This window comes from Streptoalloteichus tenebrarius (genome assembly GCF_024171885.1).
Classification (GTDB): domain Bacteria; phylum Actinomycetota; class Actinomycetes; order Mycobacteriales; family Pseudonocardiaceae; genus Streptoalloteichus; species Streptoalloteichus tenebrarius.
Map to the genome: position 1 here is coordinate 75,446 of NZ_JAMTCP010000006.1, position 17,490 is coordinate 92,935.

The window sequence follows — 17,490 nt, forward strand, 5'->3', positions numbered from 1 at the left end:
CAGCGTCCCCTCAGCCGCCGATCACGGGCGGCGCGACCTTCGTGCCGTCGTCGTAGATGTCCTCCATCTCGACGAGGTAGTTCGGGCGCTTGTGCTCCTTGTCCTCCCCGCCCTGGCCACGGGCGCCGTGCGCGCCCGCGGCGCCGGCGGGACCCGAGGCGCCGGGACGACCGGCCGACGCGCCCTGACGCCCGTTCTCCTCGGGGCCGAAGGCGCCGACTCCGGACGTGCCGCCCGGGCCGAGGCCGGACCGCGAGCCCATGTCCGCGCCGCCGCCCATCGGGCCGAACCCGCCGGGTCCGAACCCACGGCCACCGACACCACCGCCGCCGGGGCCGAAACCGGCGCGGCCGCCGGGACCGCCAGGACCGCTGGGGGCGCCGGGGCCACCGCCGGGGCCGAAGAGCGCACGGCCCCCGGGGTTCACCCGGCCGCCCGGACCGGTGTTGCGCCCAGCGCCGGTCCCGGGACCGGTCGGACGACCGGGCATGGGCGTGGGACGCGGACCGGGGTTGGGGCGCGGCGTGGGCGCCGGGCCAGGACGCGGACCGCCGGCCGGCGGCGGGAACGGCATCGGAGTGGGAGTGGGCTTGGGCGTCGGCAGGGGGTTGGTGTGGTTCGGCGGCGTCCAGCCACCACCACCGCCGCCGTTCGGCACGGTCGACGGCGACGTGAAGTTCGGGTTGACGACGGCGGGCGGCGGCGCGACGGCCGACCCGCCGCTCCCGCCGGTCGAACCGGCGCCGCCGACCGACGTGCCGGTCCCGTAGTCGCCGTTCCAGGCGGGGGTCTGGCCGCCGGAGGGCACCTCCACCGAGAAGGCCATCGGGGGCGGCGGCTCGAACGTCGGCATCGACGAGAGGTTCGCGTTCGTGCTGGTCTCGTAGGTCTGCATGACCTTGCGGGCCTGCTCGGTCCGCTCGTCGTACTGGGCCTTCTCCAGCTCGTGGTTGACCAGGCCCGGCAGGGTGATCGCCTCGTACCAGTTGAGCTTGGGCTTGTCCATCTTCTCGGGCAGGCTGACCATCGCCGTGACCCGGTGGCCGCCCTGCTCCTGCACCGCGTTCGCGGTCATCTCGGCGTAGCCCTTGCAGGCGTCGGCGTACTGCGCGAGCGGCTGCATCGCCTGCTGCTGCGCGTCGGCCGCGGCGCCCTCCTGGACGACCCGCGCCTGGCGGAGCGAGGTGTCGATGTACTGGCCGATCGCCTCGAACTCGGCGGCGACGCCCTTCCAGTCCTGGACCTTGTCCTCGAAGGTGGCCTCGCCGTCCTTGACCCGGTACAGGTCGTCGAGCTGCTTGGCCTGCCAGTTGACGTTCGTCTTGTTGAGCCCCAAGTCACCCATCGGTGCCCCCATCACTTCCCGGCCGGCAGGCCGGCGATCACTGCCTCGGCCACCAGTTTGGCCTTGTCACACGGGTTGCCGCGGTCGCCGGTCGGGCGAAGGTGGCGCACCACCACCGCCTGCGAGTCCGCCACCCCGGCGAAGATGGAGCACTCGATCTCCGGGTCGGAGACGTTGGCGTAGGCGGCCGGGTGTCCACCGGCGAGCGTGACCGGCCGGAAGTCCTTGTACCGGGACTTCTGCTTGTAGACCTCGGACAGCCCTTCCCGCCTGGTGTCGGCGAAGACGCTCACCGAGGCGCCGTTCGGCCCCCGCCACTGGCAGGGTTTGAACGAGGGGTCGGAGAGCGGCTGGCCGGGCGGCGTGAAGCCCAGGGCGGTGGCCGCCTCCGGCTTCAGCAGGTCGCAGGGGGCGACGCCGCTGGCGTCCCTGGGGTCGCTGACCGGCGGGGCGAGGCGCTCGCCCCCGGCCGCCGACGTGCTCGTCGCGGAGGAGCCCCCCGACTCGCCGGCGGGGCGGGCCTGGCCCGGCTGAGCGTCCCCGCACCCGGCCACCACGGCCAGCAGGGCCACGCCGGCGACGGCGGCGCCGATCCTCGTCGTGTGCCTCATACCTTCATCCACGCTGCGCGTCACGGGCCGGGTCGATCACGTGTAGGGGTCGACCCAGGGCTTCGGCCCCTCGTAGGGGCGGGCGTGGTAGGTGTTCAGCTCCTCGGTCGTCATGTGGGTCCTGATGGTCTCGTTCATCGCGTTGATCGCGTCCTCGATCGCCTTCAGGTAGGCCGCCGTGGCGGTCGCCAACGACCCCTGCGACGAGTCCGTGGCGAGGCGCTGGAGCTGGTTCTTGGCGTTGACGCTGACCTCGTCCTTGCCCGGGTCACCGGAGTAGGCGAGGTTGTCGATCTTCCCGCGGAGGTTCTGGAGCTGGTTCCTGGCCTCCTCGAGGTCCTTCACGACCTGTGGAGCCCGCGCGAGGTCGATGCGGAAGTGTCCAGCGCTCATAACCGCCCCCCCTGGCGAGGTTCACCCATACGGCCGCCACATCATGCCGCACCAGTCGCAGATGCAACGACTGTTTCGGTGAACTTGTGACGCCCCCGGGTCAACTTCGGTTCCACTCGGGTAGTGACATGCACCACAGCACGCCGTCTCCATCGCGACGCGTTTCGTTCCGATGGAGAGGGGCGACCCACGCGACGTGGGGGAACGGCGAAGCGGTGCGTTTTTGTTGGAAAACTTCCGACCATAAACATCAAAAGATCGTTAACTCTTCATGAGATGGTTAGTTGACGGCAGCAACCGCAGGTGCGAACCGCGCCAGGATCGTTCACAATGCGTTGACCCTGGAGCTACTTGTTAGTAAGTTTCCCACGTGAGCACGCAAAGCGGTCCCCACACCGACACCGCGGAGACGAGCCCCCTGGTCCGGATCCGATCGCTGCTGCCCGGCCTGGCCAGGGCGGAGCAGCGGGTCGCGAAGGTGGTGCTGGACGACCCCGCGGCCGTCGCGCACCGCAGCATCACCGAGGTCGCCGAGGCGGCGGGCACCAGCGAGACGACCGTGACCCGGTTCTGCAAGGCGATCGGGGTCGGCGGCTACCCGGAGCTGCGCATCGCGCTGGCCGCGGACACGGCGCGCTCGGCCGCCCGCGCCGACCGGGACCTCGGCGGCGACATCGAGCCCGAGGACGACCTCCACAGGGTGGTCGCGAAGGTCGCCTACGCCGACGCCCGCGCGGTCGAGGAGACCGCGGAGCAGCTCGACGTGGGAGTTCTGGAGGAGGTCGTGCGCCTGGTCGCGTCCGCGCGCAGGGTGGACGTCTACGGGGTGGGCGCCAGCGCGTTCGTCGCCCTCGACCTCCAGCAGAAGCTGCACCGGATCGGGCTGACCAGCTTCGCCTGGAGCGACACGCACGTGGCCCTGACCTCGGCCGCGGTCCTCCGGAAGGGCGACGTCGCGGTCGGCATCTCGCACACCGGGTCCACCACCGAGACCGTCGAGGCGCTGCGCGTCGCCCGCGAGCGCGGCGCGACGACGGTGGCGTTGACCAACTTCCCCCGGTCCCCGATCACGGAGGTCGCCGACCACGTGCTCACCACGGCGGCCAGGGAGACCACCTTCCGCTCGGGGGCGATGGCCAGCCGCATCGCCCAGCTCACGGTGATCGACTGCCTGTTCATCGGCGTGGCCAGGCACCACCTCGACGCGGCGAAGGCGGCGCTGGCCTCGACGTACGAGGCCGTGAGCGGGCACCGGCTCGGCCCGAGGCCGGACGGGCGCCGGCGGCCGAGGGAGGCGGGCAAATGATCCCTGCCGCACGACGGCGGGCGGTCGACGTGAACTCCCCGACCGAACAACGCAACCCCCGCACGCTGGAGATCGACCGCCTACCCACGCTCGACGTGCTGCGCCTGATCAACGACGAGGACCGCGCCGTGGCCGACGCGGTCGGCGCGGCCCTGCCGGACCTGGCCAGGGCCGTGGACATCGCGGTCGACGTGCTGCGGGGCGGGGGGCGGGTGCACTACGCCGGCGCCGGCACCTCCGGCCGGCTCGCCGTGCTGGACGCCGCGGAACTGGTGCCGACCTACAACGTCCCGCCCGACTGGTTCCTCGCGCACCACGCCGGAGGTCCCGCGGCGCTGCTGCGCGCCGTGGAGAACGTCGAGGACGACGACACCGCCGGCGCGGCCGCGATCGAGCGGCACGCCAGCGGCGCGGACTTCGTCGTGGGGGTCGCGGCCTCCGGCCGGACGCCGTTCGTGCTCGGCGCGCTCGCCGCGGCCAGGAGGATGGGCGCGCGGTCGGCGATGATCGCCGGCAACCCCGGCGTCTCCCGCCAGGTCGACGTGGACGTCATGGTGGTGCTGGACACCGGCCCCGAGGCGATCGCCGGGTCCACCAGGATGAAGGCGGGCACCGCGCAGAAGATGGCGTTGACGGCCTTCTCCACGGCGGTGATGGTGCGGATGGGCCGGACCTACTCCAACCTCATGGTCAGCCTGGTCGCGACGAACGCGAAGCTGCGGGGGCGGATGGTGCGCATCCTGCGCGAGGCCACCGGCCTGGGCGAACGGGAGTGCGCGACGGCCCTGGCCGAGGCGAACGGCGACGTCAAGACCGCGCTGGTCCGACTGTTGTCCGGTGTGGACGTCCAGCGCGCCGCCGCCGCCCTGGCCAAGGCCGACGGTCACGTGCGGGAGGCGCTGGCCAGGCTCGCCGCCGGCGACGACTGAGCCGCGCGCGCCGCCCGCCGACGCGGCAGGACGACCAGCCCGAGCGCGAGGGCGCACGCGGCGGCTCCGACGGGGCCGAGCCAGGCGGCTCCGGCCACGTCGAGGACGACGCCACCGAGCAGGGAGCCCAACGCCGTGCCCGCGTAGGTCGCCGAGGAGCTCCAGCCGAGCGCGACCGGCGCCGCGTCGGGCACGGTCTCGATGAGACGGTGCATCTGGGGCGCGGAGAACATCCAGCCGAGCGCTCCCCACAACAGGAGGAGCGCGGTCGCGGCGACCAGGTGCAGCCGGGCGGCCGGCCACGCGAGGAGCAGCACGCTGAGGCTGGCCAAGGCGACCACCACGACCGCGCGGGCGCCGTGTCGGTCGGTGAGCCGCCCCGCCGCGGTGTTGCCCGCGACGCCGGCCGCGCCGTAGACGAACAGCAGCACGCCGAGCGTTCCTCCCGCGGCGACCGGGGAGAGCAGCTCGGAGAGGTAGGTGTAGACGGTGAACGCGCCGGCCATCGTCATCATCGTGGTCAGCAGGGTGGTGAGCACGCCGGGTCGGCGGAGCACCGTGAGCCGGGAACGCGGGTCGGCGACGGGCAGCCGGACGGGGGGCACGACGACGGTGCCCAGCGCGGCGACGACGCCGAGCGCGGTGACCACCAGCAACGTCGTCCGCCAGCTCCCCCACCCGCTGAGCAGGACGCCGAGCGGGACACCGAGCACGGTCGCCAGGGTGAGGCCGCCGAGGACGGTGGCCAGCGCCCGGCCTCGGCGTTCCGGTGGCGCCAGCGCGGACGCGACGGAGGAGGCCGTCGGCGCGTAGGCCGAGGCTCCGACCGCGGCCACGGCCCTGCCGACGGCGACGACCGTCATCGACTCGCCCATGGCCTGGGCCAGCATGCCGGCCGCGAAGACCAGTTGGGCGCCGAGGAGCACGGCCCGGCGGTTCCACCGGGCGGTGACGACCGCGACGACCGGCGCGGAGATCGCGTAGGTGACCGCGAACAGGGTGACGAGCTGCCCGGCGACCGCCACCGGGACGTCCAGGTCGGCGGCGATCGCCGGGAGCAGGCCGGCGAGCACGAATCCGTCGGTGCCCACGGCGAAGGTTCCGAGGGCCAGCACCGCGAGCACCGACGAAAGGTTCGATGACTGTCGAAGTGTCACCGGCGCATCGTGAACCAACACTTCGATGCCTGTCAAACCTTCGAAGCGTTGTGGCACCCTGGGGGAGTGGACAGGACCCTGCCGCAGCCGGACCGGGACCGCATCGACCTGGTGTCCGTGCTCCACGCGCTGGCCGACCCCGTCCGGTTGACACTGGTGCGCCGGCTGGCCGCGAACGGCGCCCAGAGCTGCGCCGTGGCGGCCGAGGGCATCGGTGTCACCGCGTCGACGGCGTCACACCACTACCGGGTGCTCCGGGAGGCCGGAGTGATCAACGTCCGACTGGAGGGCCGGCTGCGCTACGTCCAGCTCCGCCGCGAGGACCTCGACGCCCGCTTCCCCGGCCTGCTCGCCTCGGTGGTCGCGGCGGCCGGCGGCCCGTCCTACTCCGCCACCTCCGTGCGGGAGATCCACTCGTAGACGGGGAGCCGTCCCTCCGGCGTCTCCTGGTAGCGCGGGGTCACCTTGAAATGCTCGTATCCGCCGCGGAAGGGCAGCTTCAGCTCGAACCCGGGCGGGGTGATCGGCACAACCCGGTCGGTCAGGTCCTCGGGGCCGCCTTCGAGGACGGCCTTGGTCGCGATGCTCATGCCTGAACCGTCCCGCCCGGACGGAGTGAGCAGCAATTACCCGGCTAGGTGACCGTCGGTGTCATCCGGGAACGAGGCCGTGACCGTCACTCGTCCGTGGTCGTCCCACCCGCGCGCGGCCCTCCCACCGGGCGCACCGGGCGAGCGCGGGGCGCCTCAGCCCTGCGCCGCCGCGTCCGCGATGGACCGGGCCTCACGCGCGCCCGCCTCCATCGCCCGGCAGCAGTACCGGATCCACTCCCCCACCCCGTCGGCGGTGCCGGTCGCGAAGCCGGCCGCGGCGGCCCGGTACTCCTCGACGCGACGCAGGTACGCCACCTCGGGCACGGCCAGCCCCTTCGGGTCCAGACCGGAGGCGATGCCCACCAGCCGGCCGGCGGCCCTGGCGACGACGCCGTCCCCCGAGCCGAAGGGCGCCAACGTCAACAGCTCGCCGTGCACGACGGCCGCGACGATCGGCCCAGGAGCGGTCGTTCCTCCGGTCACCACCCTGGCCAGCAGGTTCAGCCGCGCGGCGATCTCCTCGCCGGGCCGCGGCCGGCCCAGCTCCTCGGAGCGGCCGGCCGGCACGAGGTCGGCCGCGGCCAGCACGTGCATGCGGGCGAGCGCCTGGAGCGGGGCCCGCTCCCAGGTGGTGAGCAGGGGCCCGATCGACTCGGCGACCCGCAACGCCCCGGCGAGGACGGGGTCGGTGACCTCGCCGCCGGCCGGGATCTCCACGCTGCCCCCGTCGAGCGCGGCCGACGCCCTGGCCGCCCGCACCGACGCCTCGGCGGCCGTCGTCGGCCACCCGCGCCGGTTGGTCGGGTGCCGGTGCACCTCCGCCACGGCGTCCCTCGCCGCCCGCACGGCCTCCGGCACACCCGGCAGGTCGAGCAGCCGTCCCAGCGGGTCTTCCGCCACCGCGCTCACGCCGGCGCACAGTACCCGGTGCGGGGTGGCCCGGCGATATCGGTCCGGAGTGGACGTTCCCTGGGTGGCGGTCGCGTTCCTAGGGTCCGGGCATGAGCGTTGATCACGGTGCGTGGTGGGAGCAGCCGGTCCTGACCGGCCGGCACGTCCGGCTGGAGCCCCTGACGGCGGATCACGCGCCCGGGCTGCACGCGGCCGGCGCGGACCCGGGGATCTGGACCTGGCTCAGCGCTCCCCAGCCCGCCGACCTCGCCGCCACCCGGGAGAGGGTCGCGGACGAGCTGGCCGCCGCGGCGCGGCGCGAGCGGCTGCCGTGGGTGCAGGTCGACCTGGCCACGGGCGCGGTCGCGGGCACCACCTCGTACTACGCGATCGACCCCGTCCACCGCGCCCTGACGATCGGTTTCACCTGGTTGGGCCGGCCGTGGCACCGCACGGGCATCAACACCGAGGCCAAGCTGCTGCTCCTGTCGCGAGCGTTCGAACAGCTCGGCGCGCTGCGCGTCGGGTGGCAGACCGACATCCGCAACGAGCGTTCCCAACGCGCGATCGAGCGGCTCGGGGCGCGCCGCGAGGGCGTCCTCCGCAAGCACCGGATACGACCGGACGGAACCGTCAGGGACACCGTGCAGTACTCGATGACCGACGACGAGTGGCCCGAGGCCAGGGCGCGCCTGCTGGACCGGCTGGCCAACCCGACCCGAAATCACTCCATCGAGTGACGGCCGGCGCGGGCGTCGCGGGAATGGTCTAAACCTCTTTCGGTATTGCCCTGTTCGAGTGGCGTGGATCGCACTAGGTTGGGCGCAGGTCACCTGGCCCCGCCGACGTGGCCGAGGACCGAGACCGGCTTGTAGGCCGAGAACCCAGGGAGGTCTTCCGCGATGACCCGAGCGACCGGCCCCGACGGGTCCGGGCAGAGCGCAGCCTTGGACAACCTGCTCTCCGAGGACCGCGCGTTCCCGCCGAGCGAGGAGTTCGCCGCCCAGGCCAACGCCGGCGCGGCGCTCTACGACGAGGCGGCCGCGGACCGGGAGGCGTTCTGGGCCAGGCAGGCCGACCGGCTGCACTGGGAGACGCGCTGGAGCCGGGTCCTGGACTGGTCGGACGCCCCGTTCGCCCGCTGGTTCGCGGGCGGGCGGCTCAACGTCGCCTACAACTGCGTGGACCGGCACGTGGAGTCCGGCCACGGCGAGCAGGTCGCCATCCACTGGGAGGGCGAGCCCGGCGACACCCGCACCATCACCTACGCCGACCTGCTGCGGGAGGTCTGCAAGGCGGCCAACGCGCTGGCCTCGCTCGGCCTGCGCGCCGGCGACCGGGTGGCCGTCTACATGCCGATGGTCCCCGAGGCGATCTTCACGATGCTGGCCTGCGCCCGGCTCGGCGTGACGCACAGCGTGGTCTTCGGCGGCTTCTCCGCCGAGGCGCTGCGGTCCAGGATCGAGGACGCCGAGGCCAGGGTCGTGGTCACCACCGACGGCCAGTACCGGCGCGGCAAGACCGCCCCGCTCAAGGCGTCGGTGGACGAGGCCGTCCAGCACACCCCGAGCGTCGAGCACGTGCTCGTGGTGCGGCGCACCGGCGAGGAGGTGGCCTGGACCGAGGGCCGCGACCTGTGGTGGCACGAGCTGGTGGACGGACAGTCCGAGGAGCACGCGCCCGAGGCGTTCGACAGCGAGCACCCGCTGTTCATCCTCTACACCTCGGGGACGACCGGGCGGCCCAAGGGCATCCTGCACACCTCGGGCGGCTACCTCACCCAGACCGCGTACACGCACCACGCGGTGTTCGACCTCAAGCCGGACACCGACGTGTACTGGTGCACCGCCGACATCGGCTGGGTGACCGGCCACTCCTACATCGTCTACGGCCCGCTGGCCAACCGCGCGACGCAGGTGGTCTACGAGGGCACCCCGAACACCCCGCACGAGGGCCGGCACTGGGAGATCATCCAGAAGTACGGCGTCTCGATCTACTACACCGCGCCCACGCTCATCCGCACGTTCATGAAGTGGGGCGCGGACATCCCCGCCAGGTACGACCTGTCCTCGTTGCGGGTCCTGGGCAGCGTGGGCGAGCCCATCAACCCCGAGGCGTGGATGTGGTACCGGGAGCACGTCGGGGCCAACCGCTGCCCGATCGTGGACACCTGGTGGCAGACGGAGACCGGCGCGATCATGATCTCGCCGCTGCCCGGCGTCACCGCGACCAAGCCGGGGTCGGCGATGGCCCCGCTGCCGGGGATCTCGGCGAAGGTCGTCGACGACACCGGAGCCGAGGTCGGCAGGGGCGGTGGCGGCTACCTCGTGCTCGACCAGCCGTGGCCGGCCATGCTGCGGGGGATCTGGGGCGACGAGCAGCGCTACCGCGAGACCTACTGGTCGCGGTTCGAGGGCCGCTACTTCGCCGGCGACGGCGCCAAGTACGACGCCGACGGGGCGATCTGGCTGCTGGGCCGGGTGGACGACGTGATGAACGTGTCCGGCCACCGGATCTCCACCACCGAGGTGGAGTCCGCGCTGGTCTCCCACCCGAAGGTGGCCGAGGCCGCGGTCGTGGGCGCGTCGGACCCGACGACCGGTCAGGGGATCGTCGCGTTCGTGATCCTGCGCGGCGGCGGGGCCGAGGCCGGGGAGGACGTCGTGGCCGCGCTGCGCGAGCACGTGGCGCGGGAGATCGGCCCGATCGCCAAGCCCCGGCAGATCATGGTCGTGCCCGAGCTGCCGAAGACGCGCTCCGGCAAGATCATGCGCCGGCTGCTGCGCGACGTCGCGGAGAACCGGGCGCTGGGCGACGTGACCACGCTCCAGGACTCGGCGGTGATGGACCTGATCAGCGCGGGGCTGCGCAAGCCCTCCTCATCGGAGGAGTGACGGACGCATCGATGGGTGGGGGCGGCGGGACCGGGTCCCGCCGCCCCCACCCGTCGGTCGTCATGACCTCGGTCGTCAGGCCTCCGTCATGATTCGGAGGGGGCCTTCCCTCGGCTGACGAGCTTCCGCAGGTCGCCCCAGATCGTGCGGACGGCGACGAACACCAGCAGGCAGCCGAACAACACGTCGGACAGCGTCTGGTCCATGACCACGGCCCACTGGCTGGTGGCGACGGTGGCGACCACGCCGGAGCCGCCGATCCACGCGGCGTCGCGCAGCGAGCCGTTGCCGTTGCGCAGGTTCCGCCAGCCGCCGAGGGCGGACGTGGGCAGGATGACCAGCAACGACGTGCCCTTGGCCAGCGCCGCCGGCACGTGGAACCCGAGCTGCATCACCGGGACCATGACCGCGCCGCCGCCGATGCCGGTCAACGCGGCGAGCACGCCGATCAGGACGCCGACCGGCAGCAGGAGCGCCAAGCGCCACCACTCGTGGTCGACCTCGCCGGGGGCCATGCCGGGGTCGAAGGCGAGCTTGGCCGCGGTGGCCAGGGCGACGACCGCGAACAGCCACCGCAGGAAGGCCAGCGGCGCCCGGCTGAGCAGCGCCGCCCCGATCCACGCTCCGATCATCGACCCGGCGGCGAGGGGGACGGCGATGAGGACGTCGACCTGGCCGTGCAGGGCGTAGCCGACGACACCGGCCAGCGCCAGGGGGCCGAGCGCGAGGAACGAGGTGGCCACCGCCTGTCTCTGGTCGCGGCGGCACCAGGCGACCAGTGCCGGGACGATCACCACGCCGCCGCCGATGCCGAACAGGCCCGACATCGCGCCGGCGACCAACCCGATGAGCGCGAGCTTCCACCGTGGTGCGATCACGCTCCGCACCCTATTCCCCCACGCGGTGTGCACGAATCGTGATAATTAGCTCGTCTAAGAATCTGTTTATCACCCGTTCGGACCGTTAGGATTGCGTGAGGGTGTGCCGGGAAGCCTGGTCGGCAGGATGGACGACTGCTAGCCGACCCCCGGGAGTGGATCTTGCGCCGCGCACCCCGCACCACCCAGGCCATGGCCGAGTTCGCCCGCTACCTGCGGACGGAGACGGTCGGCGGCATGATCCTCCTCGCGGCCACCGCACTCGCGCTGATCTGGGCGAACTCACCATGGGGCGGTCAGTACGAGGCGATCAGGGACCTCCGGGTGGGGCCGGTAGCGCTGCACATGGACCTCAGCCTCGCCGAGTGGGCCAAGAACGGACTACTCGCCCTGTTCTTCTTCGTCGCGGGGCTGGAGCTCAAACGCGAACTCGTCGTCGGCGAACTGTCCGACCTGCGCTCCGCGCTACTGCCCGTGATCGCCGCCGTCGGCGGGATGACGATCCCCGCCGCGCTCGCGCTCTCGGTCGCGTGGGGCTCCCCCGGGGCCGGCGAGGCGTGGGCCATCCCGGTCGCCACCGACATCGCGTTCGCGCTCGGCGTCCTCGCGATCACCGGGTCCGGGATGCCGAACAGCGCGCGGGTCTTCCTGCTCAGCCTCGCCGTCGTTGACGACCTCGGCGCCATCCTGGTGATCGCGATCCTGTTCACCAGCTCGTTCAACCTGGTGGCCTTCGCGGTCGCGATCGCGCTCTGCGCGGTGTACGCCTACCTGCAACGCAGGCGGGTCACCACTCCCTGGCTTTACGTCCCGATCGCGGTGGGCACGTGGCTCGCCGTCGAGTTCTCCGGCATCCACGCCACCATCGCCGGAGTGGCGCTCGGCCTGCTCACCAGGGTGCGACGGGACCCCTACGAGAAGGAGGCCCCGGCCGTGCGGCTGGAGCACCGCCTCCAGCCCTGGTCGGCCGGGCTCGCCGTGCCGGTGTTCGCGTTCTTCGCCGCCGGCGTGCCGGTCAACGGGGCCGCGTTGCGCGCGCTCACCATGGACCGGGTGGCGATCGCCGTGATCGTCGGACTCGTCGTCGGCAAGCTGGTCGGGATCTTCGGCTCGTCGCTGCTCGCGGTGCGGCTGGGGGTCGCGAGCAAACCGGACGACCTGGCCTGGCGGGACATGGCCGCGGTCGCGATGCTCGGGGGCGTCGGGTTCACGGTGAGCCTGCTGATCGCGGACCTCTCGCTGGACACGGACGCCGCGGAGCGCGCGAAGGCGGCGGTGCTGCTGGCCTCCGCGGTCGCCTCGCTCCTCGCCGCGGCGATGCTCGTGCGCCGGAGCCGGGTCCACCGCAACAACGGCGGCGGCCCGAACGCCGCGGACGACGAGTGAAGGCCGCGGCGGCGGTGACGGCACCTGGGCCGGCGGGGTCACCAGGGACCGCGAGGACGCCGAGGAAACCGAGGACACCGCCGGCGCAGCCGACCGGGGAAACGCTTTCCCGCCACCGTGCGGCGCGGTCAGGCGGGGCGACGAGGGGACACATGGCACGATGACCGACGTGACCAGCGGCCAGTACCCACACAACGGCAGCCGGGCCGACGGCGGGCTGCCGCCCGTCCCGTCCATCCCGCTGACCGAGGAACGGGTGGGCGACGCGCCCGGAGACCAGTCCCTCGGCAGCCTGGTGCGCGACGCGACCACGCACCTGTCCACCCTGGTCAGGTCCGAGGTCGAGCTGGCCAAGATGGAGATCGCCGCCGAGGTCAAGAAGGGCGTCCGCGGCAGCGTCTACTTCATCCTCGCGCTGGCGGTGCTCGTCTTCGCGTCGTTCTTCCTGTTCTTCGCGGTCGCCGAGCTGCTCGCCGACCTCGGCCTGTACCGATCGGCCGCGTTCGGCATCGTCTTCGTCGTCATGCTGCTGACCGCCGGTTTCTTCGGCTACCTCGGCTACCGCAGGGTCCGCAGCATCCGCAAGCCGGAGCGGACCATCACCACGGTGCGGGAGACCGCGGAGCGGCTGACCAGCCTCGGCGACCAGCACCCGGCCGAGGCGGAGCGACGCTCCTCGGCGCCGACCGCCTGACCCGCCCTGGCCGCCGTGCCGACGCCACCCGACCCGGCCACGGTTCGGATCAGCGGGCCGTGGACGCACCGCGACGTGTCCGCCAACGGGATCCGGCTGCACGTCGCCGAGGCCGGGGACGGTCCGCTCGTGCTGCTGCTGCACGGCTTCCCCGAGTTCTGGTGGTCGTGGCGGCACCAGTTGATCGGACTGGCCGACGCCGGGTTCCGCGCGGTGGCCGTGGACCTGCGGGGGTACGGCGACTCCGACAAGCCCCCGCGCGGCTATGACGGATGGACGCTGGCCGGCGACATCGCCGGCCTGGTCCGCGCGCTCGGCGAACGCCGCGCCTCCGTGGTCGGGCACGGCTGGGGCGGGCTGTTGGCGTGGACGGTCGCCGCGATGCACCCCCGGCTGGTTCGGGACGTCGCGGTGCTCGCCGCGCCCCACCCGCTGGCCCTGCGCCGAGCCATCTGGCGTCATCCCAGGGGCCAGGGCCGCGCCGCGCGGCACGTGTTCGCGGCCCAGTTCCCGATCCTGCCCGAACGCCGGCTCACCCGGAACGACGCCGGGGCCGTCGAACGCATGATGCGCGCCTGGTCCGGTCCGAAGTGGACGGTGGCTCCCGAGTTCGACGAGGCGGTGCGCCGCAACCGCGAGGCCATGCTCGTGCCCGGGGTGGCGCACTGCTCCCTGGAGTACTTCCGGTGGGCGGTCCGCTCGCAGCTCAGAGGCGAGGGCCGGCGCTTCGCCGAGGTCGTGGACCGTCGGCTGGGCGTCCCGGTCCTGCGGCTCCACGGCGCGCTGGACCCCTGCATGCTCGAACCCACGACCCGGTCCTCCGCGATCTGGACCGGGCCGCGGTCCGACTACCGCCTGCTGCCCGAGGTGGGGCACTTCCCCCACCAGGAGGCGCCGCACACGACGAGCCGCATCCTGGCCGAGTTCCTCTCCGCCTCCGTGTCCTGACCGGCGCGGCCGGCGCGGTCAGGCCGCGCAGGACCCGGTGGACTGGCGGGTGGTGAGCTGGGGCGCCATCCGCACCTCCTGCGCCACCTCCGCCGCGGTGAGGACGAACCCGGTCTCCCGGTTGTCCACGGCCGCGCCGAAGACCACGCCGAGCACCCTGCCCTCGGTGTCCACGAGCGGGCCGCCCGAGTTGCCGCTGCGCACGGTCGCCCGGACCGTGTAGACCTCGCGCTGGACGGTGCGCGCCTCGTAGATGTCCGGCCCCTTCAGGTTGATCTTCTCCCTGACCCTGGCCTCGCTGGCCGTGTACGGGCCGTCGAGGGGGTAGCCCAGGACGATGCCGTCCTGCCCGGACCGCGCCTCGCCGGGCGCCCACTCCAGCGGTCGGGCGGTGAGGTCCGGCACGGCGAGCACGGCGACGTCCTTGCCGGCGTCGTAGTGCACGACCTTGGCCGGCAGCTTGCCCCGCCCGATCTCGACGGCGACCTCGTCGGTGCCGGCGACCACGTGCGCGTTGGTCATCACCCGCTCCGGCGAGACCACGAACCCGGTCCCCTCCAACGCCCGCGAGCAGGACGGGGCCTTGCCGCGGATCTTCACCACGCTGGCCCGCACCCGCTGCACCGTCGGGCTCTGTTGCAGCTCCGGGTTCGGCGGCTGGACCTCCTGGACCGGGGTGTTCGCGAACGGGGCGAGCGCCGCGGGAAACCCAGAGACGTCGAGCAGCTTGCGCAGGTCGTCGGGGAGCTGCCTGGCCGCGGACGGCATCGCCGAGTCGACCGTGCCCAGCACCCGCGAACCCTTCAGCGCCGAGGTCAGCCCCGGCAGGCCAGGCGCGTTGGTGAGCGGGAGCGCGACCAGCCAGGCCACGACGAACACCACCAGGCCCTGCACGACCGCGCCCAGCACGTTGTCGACGCCGGCCAACCGGCGGGAGGTGATCCGGTCCCGCAGGGTGCGGCCGAGCCACACCCCCAGCGTCTCGCCGAGCGCGATCAACAGCACCAGCACGGCGACGCCGAGGGCGACCCTGGTCACCACGTTGTCGAAGTGCGACACGATCTGCGGCGCGAGCCACAGGCCGAGCACCACCCCGGCCAGCACTCCCACGAACGCGGGGAGCGCGATGAGCACGCCCTGGCGGGCCCCGGAGACCGCGGCGAGCAGGGCGAGCAGCACCACGACCAGGTCGATCCAGTTCACCGGACCTCCTCCGGGCTCCGGGCGGCCCGCCAGGCGACGTCCAGGTCGCGCACGTCGTCGGTGTCCCACTCCCGTTCCCAGCCGCCCAGCGCGAGCAGCGAGGACAGCAGGCCGCCGGTGAACCCCCAGACCAGCATCCCCGGCACGTGGAAGGCCGGGCCGACGTAGCCCGAGGGGTGCCGCACGCGGAACCGGTTGACCGGGTCGACCAGGTGGGCCACGGGCACCCTGGCCACCGCCGCCGTCTCGGCGGGGTCGACCGGGCGCACCGGGCAGGGCTCGCGCCAGTGCGCGAGCACCGGGGTGACCAGGAACCGGGACGGGGTCACGTAGAGCTCGGGCAGCACCGCCACCGGGCGGACGCCTGAGGGCAGCACGCCGACCTCCTCCTCGGCCTCCCGCAACGCCCCCGCGACGGGCCCGTCATCGGTGGGGTCGAGCGCGCCACCGGGGAAGGCGACCTGGCCGGGGTGGGCGTTGAGGTGGTCCGCCCTGCGCAGGAGCAGCACGTCGGGACCCGTGCCCTCCCCCATGCCGTCCTCGCCGAACAACATCAGCACGGCCGCCGGCCGCCCGCGGTCGGACGGCGGGGGCAGCACCCTGGTCAGCGCACGCGCGTCGAGCCCCTCGGTCGCGGCCACCAGCCGCCGCATCCACTCCGGCACCTCGTCGGGGTCCACCAAGGGTCCCGGTCGCATCAGCCGCCCTCCCCCAGCACCCGGTCGACCTCCTGACGCACCTCGTCGGCGGTCCGGAACACGGTCAGCCGCAGGCGCTTCACCTCGCCCTTCGCCGTCACCACGTACGACGAGGGCAGGGTGGTGAACTTCAGGACACCCTTGACGACGTCGTCGCCGTCGTACACGGAGGGCAGGCGCACGCCGAGGTCGGTGAGCAGCGTCAACCCGTCCGCCTGCGCGCTCTGCACCTGGACGCCGAGGACCGGCACCGCGTTCGGCTGCACGGCGTAGGCGGCGAGGGCGGGCAGCTCGGCGCGGCACGGCTGGCACCACGAGGCCCAGACGTTGACCAGGGTCGCCCGGCCGGCCAACGCCGCACCCAGGTCGACGGGCGTGCCGTCGCCGAGGCACTGGACCCGCAGCCCGGCCAGCTCGGCCGGCGCGGCGGCTCCCGGTTGGCCCGGCGGGCACGGCGGCAGCGCCGCCTTCTCCCGCAGCGGCGCGAGATCGGGCTCGGGGCGCGCGCTCGCGGCGGCGCTCGCCGGCGGACCGGCGGAGTCGGACGCCCGGTCCCTCGGCCACAGCGCCACCGTGGCGGCGACCACGAGCACCACGGCGACCAGCGCCCACCGGAGAAGGGCGCGACGGGGTGGCGCGGCGGGTCCGCTCACCGGGCCGCCCCGCCGTTGACCGTGGCGGCCAGGTCGATCAGGTGCTCGGTCTCCGGTCCCCGCACCAGTTTCGCCGCCTCCGCGGGGTCGGTCGGGCCCGTGCCGAAGGACGGGCAGTCCCTGGCCAGGAAGCAGGCGCCGCACGCCGGCTTCCTGGAGTGGCAGACGCGGCGGCCGTGGAAGATCACGCGGTGCGAGAGCAGGGTCCACTCCTTGCGCGGGACCAGCTCGCCGACGGCGTGCTCGACCTTGACCGGGTCGGTGTGCTCCGTCCAGCCCCAGCGCCGGACCAGCCGGCCGAAGTGCGTGTCGACGGTGATGCCGGGCACGCCGAAGGCGTCGCCCAGGATCACGTTGGCGGTCTTGCGGCCGACGCCGGGCAGGGCCACCAGGTCCTCCAGCCGGCCGGGGACCTCGCCGTCGTACTTCTCGACCAGGGCCGCGCCGAGCCCCATCAGGGAGGCGGCCTTGTTCCGGAAGAACCCGGTCGGCCGGATCATCTCCTCCAGCTCGGCGCGGTCGGCGCCGGCGTAGTCGGCCGCCGTGCGGTACTTGGCGAACAGCGCGGGGGTGACCTCGTTCACCCGCTTGTCCGTGCACTGGGCGGACAGGATCACCGCGACCGTGAGTTCGAGGGGGTTGGTGAAGTCCAGCTCGCAGTGCGCGTCCGGATATCCGGCGGCCAGGGCCCGCACCATCCGGCGCACCCTGCGGACGAGCGCCACGCGGCTCTCCGCGACCGGGCGGTCTGCGCCGCGCTGTCCTGCTCCGCGGGTCGTGGGGGGCACGGCGACCAGCCTACGGGTCCGCGCCGACGCGGGGTGCGGGCGCGACGGCGAGACGCCGGGCACGACGGAGAAGATCGAGATGTGACGCGGGTCCCACCCGACCCGGGGGTGCGCGCACGCCGG

19 protein-coding genes are annotated in these 17,490 nt (G+C 73.4%); 8 read left to right on the top strand and 11 right to left on the bottom strand.

Annotation, left to right across the window (positions count from 1 at the left end; genetic code table 11):
• Window positions 1-10 precede the first annotated feature (10 nt).
• From LX15_RS08370 to LX15_RS08380, 3 genes are read right to left on the bottom strand one after another with little or no spacing between them, the layout of a single operon-like run.
• Window positions 11-1,345 carry a hypothetical protein gene (locus LX15_RS08370; protein WP_253668930.1) on the bottom strand — a complete coding sequence of 445 codons (1,335 nt, stop codon included), beginning with the start codon at window positions 1,343-1,345 and terminating at the stop codon, window positions 11-13.
• A gap of 11 nt (window positions 1,346-1,356) precedes the next feature.
• The gene (locus LX15_RS08375; protein WP_253668931.1) at window positions 1,357-1,956 is read right to left on the bottom strand and encodes a DUF3558 domain-containing protein; all 600 of its coding nucleotides are present in this window, start codon (window positions 1,954-1,956) and stop codon (window positions 1,357-1,359) included.
• Between the two features lie 36 nt (window positions 1,957-1,992).
• Window positions 1,993-2,349, bottom strand: coding sequence for a hypothetical protein (locus tag LX15_RS08380; RefSeq protein WP_253668932.1), 357 nt, complete (start codon window positions 2,347-2,349; stop codon window positions 1,993-1,995).
• A 370-nt stretch (window positions 2,350-2,719) separates the two neighbouring features.
• Between LX15_RS08380 and LX15_RS08385 the strand changes: the two genes are divergently transcribed.
• Both LX15_RS08385 and murQ read left to right on the top strand, forming a co-directional pair.
• Window positions 2,720-3,655 (top strand): MurR/RpiR family transcriptional regulator, encoded by a 936-nt coding sequence (locus LX15_RS08385; protein ID WP_253668933.1) that lies wholly within the window; start codon window positions 2,720-2,722, stop codon window positions 3,653-3,655.
• Window positions 3,652-4,584: an N-acetylmuramic acid 6-phosphate etherase gene (gene murQ / locus LX15_RS08390; RefSeq protein WP_253668934.1), complete on the top strand. Its 933-nt coding sequence runs from the start codon at window positions 3,652-3,654 to the stop codon at window positions 4,582-4,584. The genes LX15_RS08385 and murQ overlap by 4 nt, the downstream gene beginning before the upstream one ends.
• Here the strand turns inward: murQ and LX15_RS08395 are convergent.
• Entirely contained in the window at window positions 4,539-5,708 is a 1,170-nt protein-coding gene (locus LX15_RS08395; protein WP_253668935.1) for an MFS transporter, read from the bottom strand. The two genes, murQ and LX15_RS08395, sit on opposite strands and share 46 nt — an antisense overlap.
• Window positions 5,709-5,807: 99 nt before the next feature.
• Here LX15_RS08395 and LX15_RS08400 point away from each other — a divergent pair, with 99 nt between their 5' ends.
• Window positions 5,808-6,161: an ArsR/SmtB family transcription factor gene (locus tag LX15_RS08400; protein WP_253668936.1), complete on the top strand. Its 354-nt coding sequence runs from the start codon at window positions 5,808-5,810 to the stop codon at window positions 6,159-6,161.
• Here LX15_RS08400 and LX15_RS08405 read toward each other — a convergent pair.
• A complete protein-coding gene (locus LX15_RS08405; protein WP_200797352.1) occupies window positions 6,125-6,331 on the bottom strand; it encodes a DUF5988 family protein in 207 nt (68 codons plus the stop codon). The genes LX15_RS08400 and LX15_RS08405 overlap by 37 nt on opposite strands.
• Before the next feature lie 156 nt (window positions 6,332-6,487).
• Window positions 6,488-7,243 carry a Fic family protein gene (locus LX15_RS08410; RefSeq protein ID WP_253668937.1) on the bottom strand — a complete coding sequence of 252 codons (756 nt, stop codon included), beginning with the start codon at window positions 7,241-7,243 and terminating at the stop codon, window positions 6,488-6,490.
• Between the two features lie 92 nt (window positions 7,244-7,335).
• Between LX15_RS08410 and LX15_RS08415 the strand changes: the two genes are divergently transcribed.
• Both LX15_RS08415 and acs read left to right on the top strand, forming a co-directional pair.
• Entirely contained in the window at window positions 7,336-7,965 is a 630-nt protein-coding gene (locus tag LX15_RS08415; RefSeq protein WP_253668938.1) for a GNAT family N-acetyltransferase, read from the top strand.
• A gap of 162 nt (window positions 7,966-8,127) precedes the next feature.
• Complete coding sequence (gene acs / locus LX15_RS08420) at window positions 8,128-10,119, top strand: acetate--CoA ligase (protein ID WP_253668939.1); 1,992 nt, start codon at window positions 8,128-8,130, stop codon at window positions 10,117-10,119.
• Window positions 10,120-10,205: 86 nt separating this feature from the next.
• On the opposite strand, the gene LX15_RS33035 is transcribed toward acs, so the two are convergent.
• A complete protein-coding gene (locus LX15_RS33035; protein ID WP_253668940.1) occupies window positions 10,206-10,997 on the bottom strand; it encodes a sulfite exporter TauE/SafE family protein in 792 nt (263 codons plus the stop codon).
• Window positions 10,998-11,189: 192 nt separating this feature from the next.
• Between LX15_RS33035 and nhaA the strand changes: the two genes are divergently transcribed.
• From nhaA to LX15_RS08440, 3 genes are all read left to right on the top strand, one after another.
• Window positions 11,190-12,383 carry a Na+/H+ antiporter NhaA gene (gene nhaA, locus LX15_RS08430; RefSeq protein ID WP_253669057.1) on the top strand — a complete coding sequence of 398 codons (1,194 nt, stop codon included), beginning with the start codon at window positions 11,190-11,192 and terminating at the stop codon, window positions 12,381-12,383.
• 160 nt (window positions 12,384-12,543) lie between these two features.
• Window positions 12,544-13,077 carry a phage holin family protein gene (locus LX15_RS08435; RefSeq protein WP_253668941.1) on the top strand — a complete coding sequence of 178 codons (534 nt, stop codon included), beginning with the start codon at window positions 12,544-12,546 and terminating at the stop codon, window positions 13,075-13,077.
• Window positions 13,078-13,092: 15 nt separating this feature from the next.
• Window positions 13,093-14,025 (top strand): alpha/beta fold hydrolase, encoded by a 933-nt coding sequence (locus LX15_RS08440; RefSeq protein WP_253668942.1) that lies wholly within the window; start codon window positions 13,093-13,095, stop codon window positions 14,023-14,025.
• An 18-nt stretch (window positions 14,026-14,043) separates the two neighbouring features.
• Here the strand turns inward: LX15_RS08440 and LX15_RS08445 are convergent, their stop codons facing one another.
• Genes LX15_RS08445 through nth form a run of 4 tightly spaced genes read right to left on the bottom strand, consistent with a single transcriptional unit; the run spans window position 14,044 to window position 17,277 of the window.
• Complete coding sequence (locus tag LX15_RS08445; protein ID WP_253668943.1) at window positions 14,044-15,228, bottom strand: MarP family serine protease; 1,185 nt, start codon at window positions 15,226-15,228, stop codon at window positions 14,044-14,046.
• Window positions 15,225-15,926: an NUDIX hydrolase gene (locus LX15_RS08450; protein WP_253668944.1), complete on the bottom strand. Its 702-nt coding sequence runs from the start codon at window positions 15,924-15,926 to the stop codon at window positions 15,225-15,227. The genes LX15_RS08445 and LX15_RS08450 overlap by 4 nt, the downstream gene beginning before the upstream one ends.
• The gene (locus LX15_RS08455; RefSeq protein WP_253668945.1) at window positions 15,926-16,579 is read right to left on the bottom strand and encodes a TlpA family protein disulfide reductase; all 654 of its coding nucleotides are present in this window, start codon (window positions 16,577-16,579) and stop codon (window positions 15,926-15,928) included. Before LX15_RS08455 ends, LX15_RS08450 begins: the two co-directional genes overlap by 1 nt.
• Window positions 16,576-17,277: an endonuclease III gene (nth, locus tag LX15_RS08460; protein WP_253669058.1), complete on the bottom strand. Its 702-nt coding sequence runs from the start codon at window positions 17,275-17,277 to the stop codon at window positions 16,576-16,578. Before nth ends, LX15_RS08455 begins: the two co-directional genes overlap by 4 nt.
• Between the last annotated feature and the right edge of the window lie 213 nt (window positions 17,278-17,490).

Bases quoted from the DNA above. Each gene is read 5' to 3' on its own strand.
- LX15_RS08370 (WP_253668930.1), bottom strand. From the start codon at position 1,345: ATGGGTGACTTGGGGCTCAACAAGACGAACGTCAACTGGCAGGCCAAG.
- LX15_RS08375 (WP_253668931.1), bottom strand. From the start codon at position 1,956: ATGAGGCACACGACGAGGATCGGCGCCGCCGTCGCCGGCGTGGCCCTG.
- LX15_RS08380 (WP_253668932.1), bottom strand. From the start codon at position 2,349: ATGAGCGCTGGACACTTCCGCATCGACCTCGCGCGGGCTCCACAGGTC.
- murQ (WP_253668934.1), top strand. From the start codon at position 3,652: ATGATCCCTGCCGCACGACGGCGGGCGGTCGACGTGAACTCCCCGACC.
- LX15_RS08405 (WP_200797352.1), bottom strand. From the start codon at position 6,331: ATGAGCATCGCGACCAAGGCCGTCCTCGAAGGCGGCCCCGAGGACCTG.
- LX15_RS08415 (WP_253668938.1), top strand. From the start codon at position 7,336: ATGAGCGTTGATCACGGTGCGTGGTGGGAGCAGCCGGTCCTGACCGGC.
- acs (WP_253668939.1), top strand. From the start codon at position 8,128: ATGACCCGAGCGACCGGCCCCGACGGGTCCGGGCAGAGCGCAGCCTTG.
- nhaA (WP_253669057.1), top strand. From the start codon at position 11,190: ATGGCCGAGTTCGCCCGCTACCTGCGGACGGAGACGGTCGGCGGCATG.
- LX15_RS08435 (WP_253668941.1), top strand. From the start codon at position 12,544: ATGACCGACGTGACCAGCGGCCAGTACCCACACAACGGCAGCCGGGCC.
- LX15_RS08450 (WP_253668944.1), bottom strand. From the start codon at position 15,926: ATGCGACCGGGACCCTTGGTGGACCCCGACGAGGTGCCGGAGTGGATG.
- nth (WP_253669058.1), bottom strand. From the start codon at position 17,277: ATGGTGCGGGCCCTGGCCGCCGGATATCCGGACGCGCACTGCGAGCTG.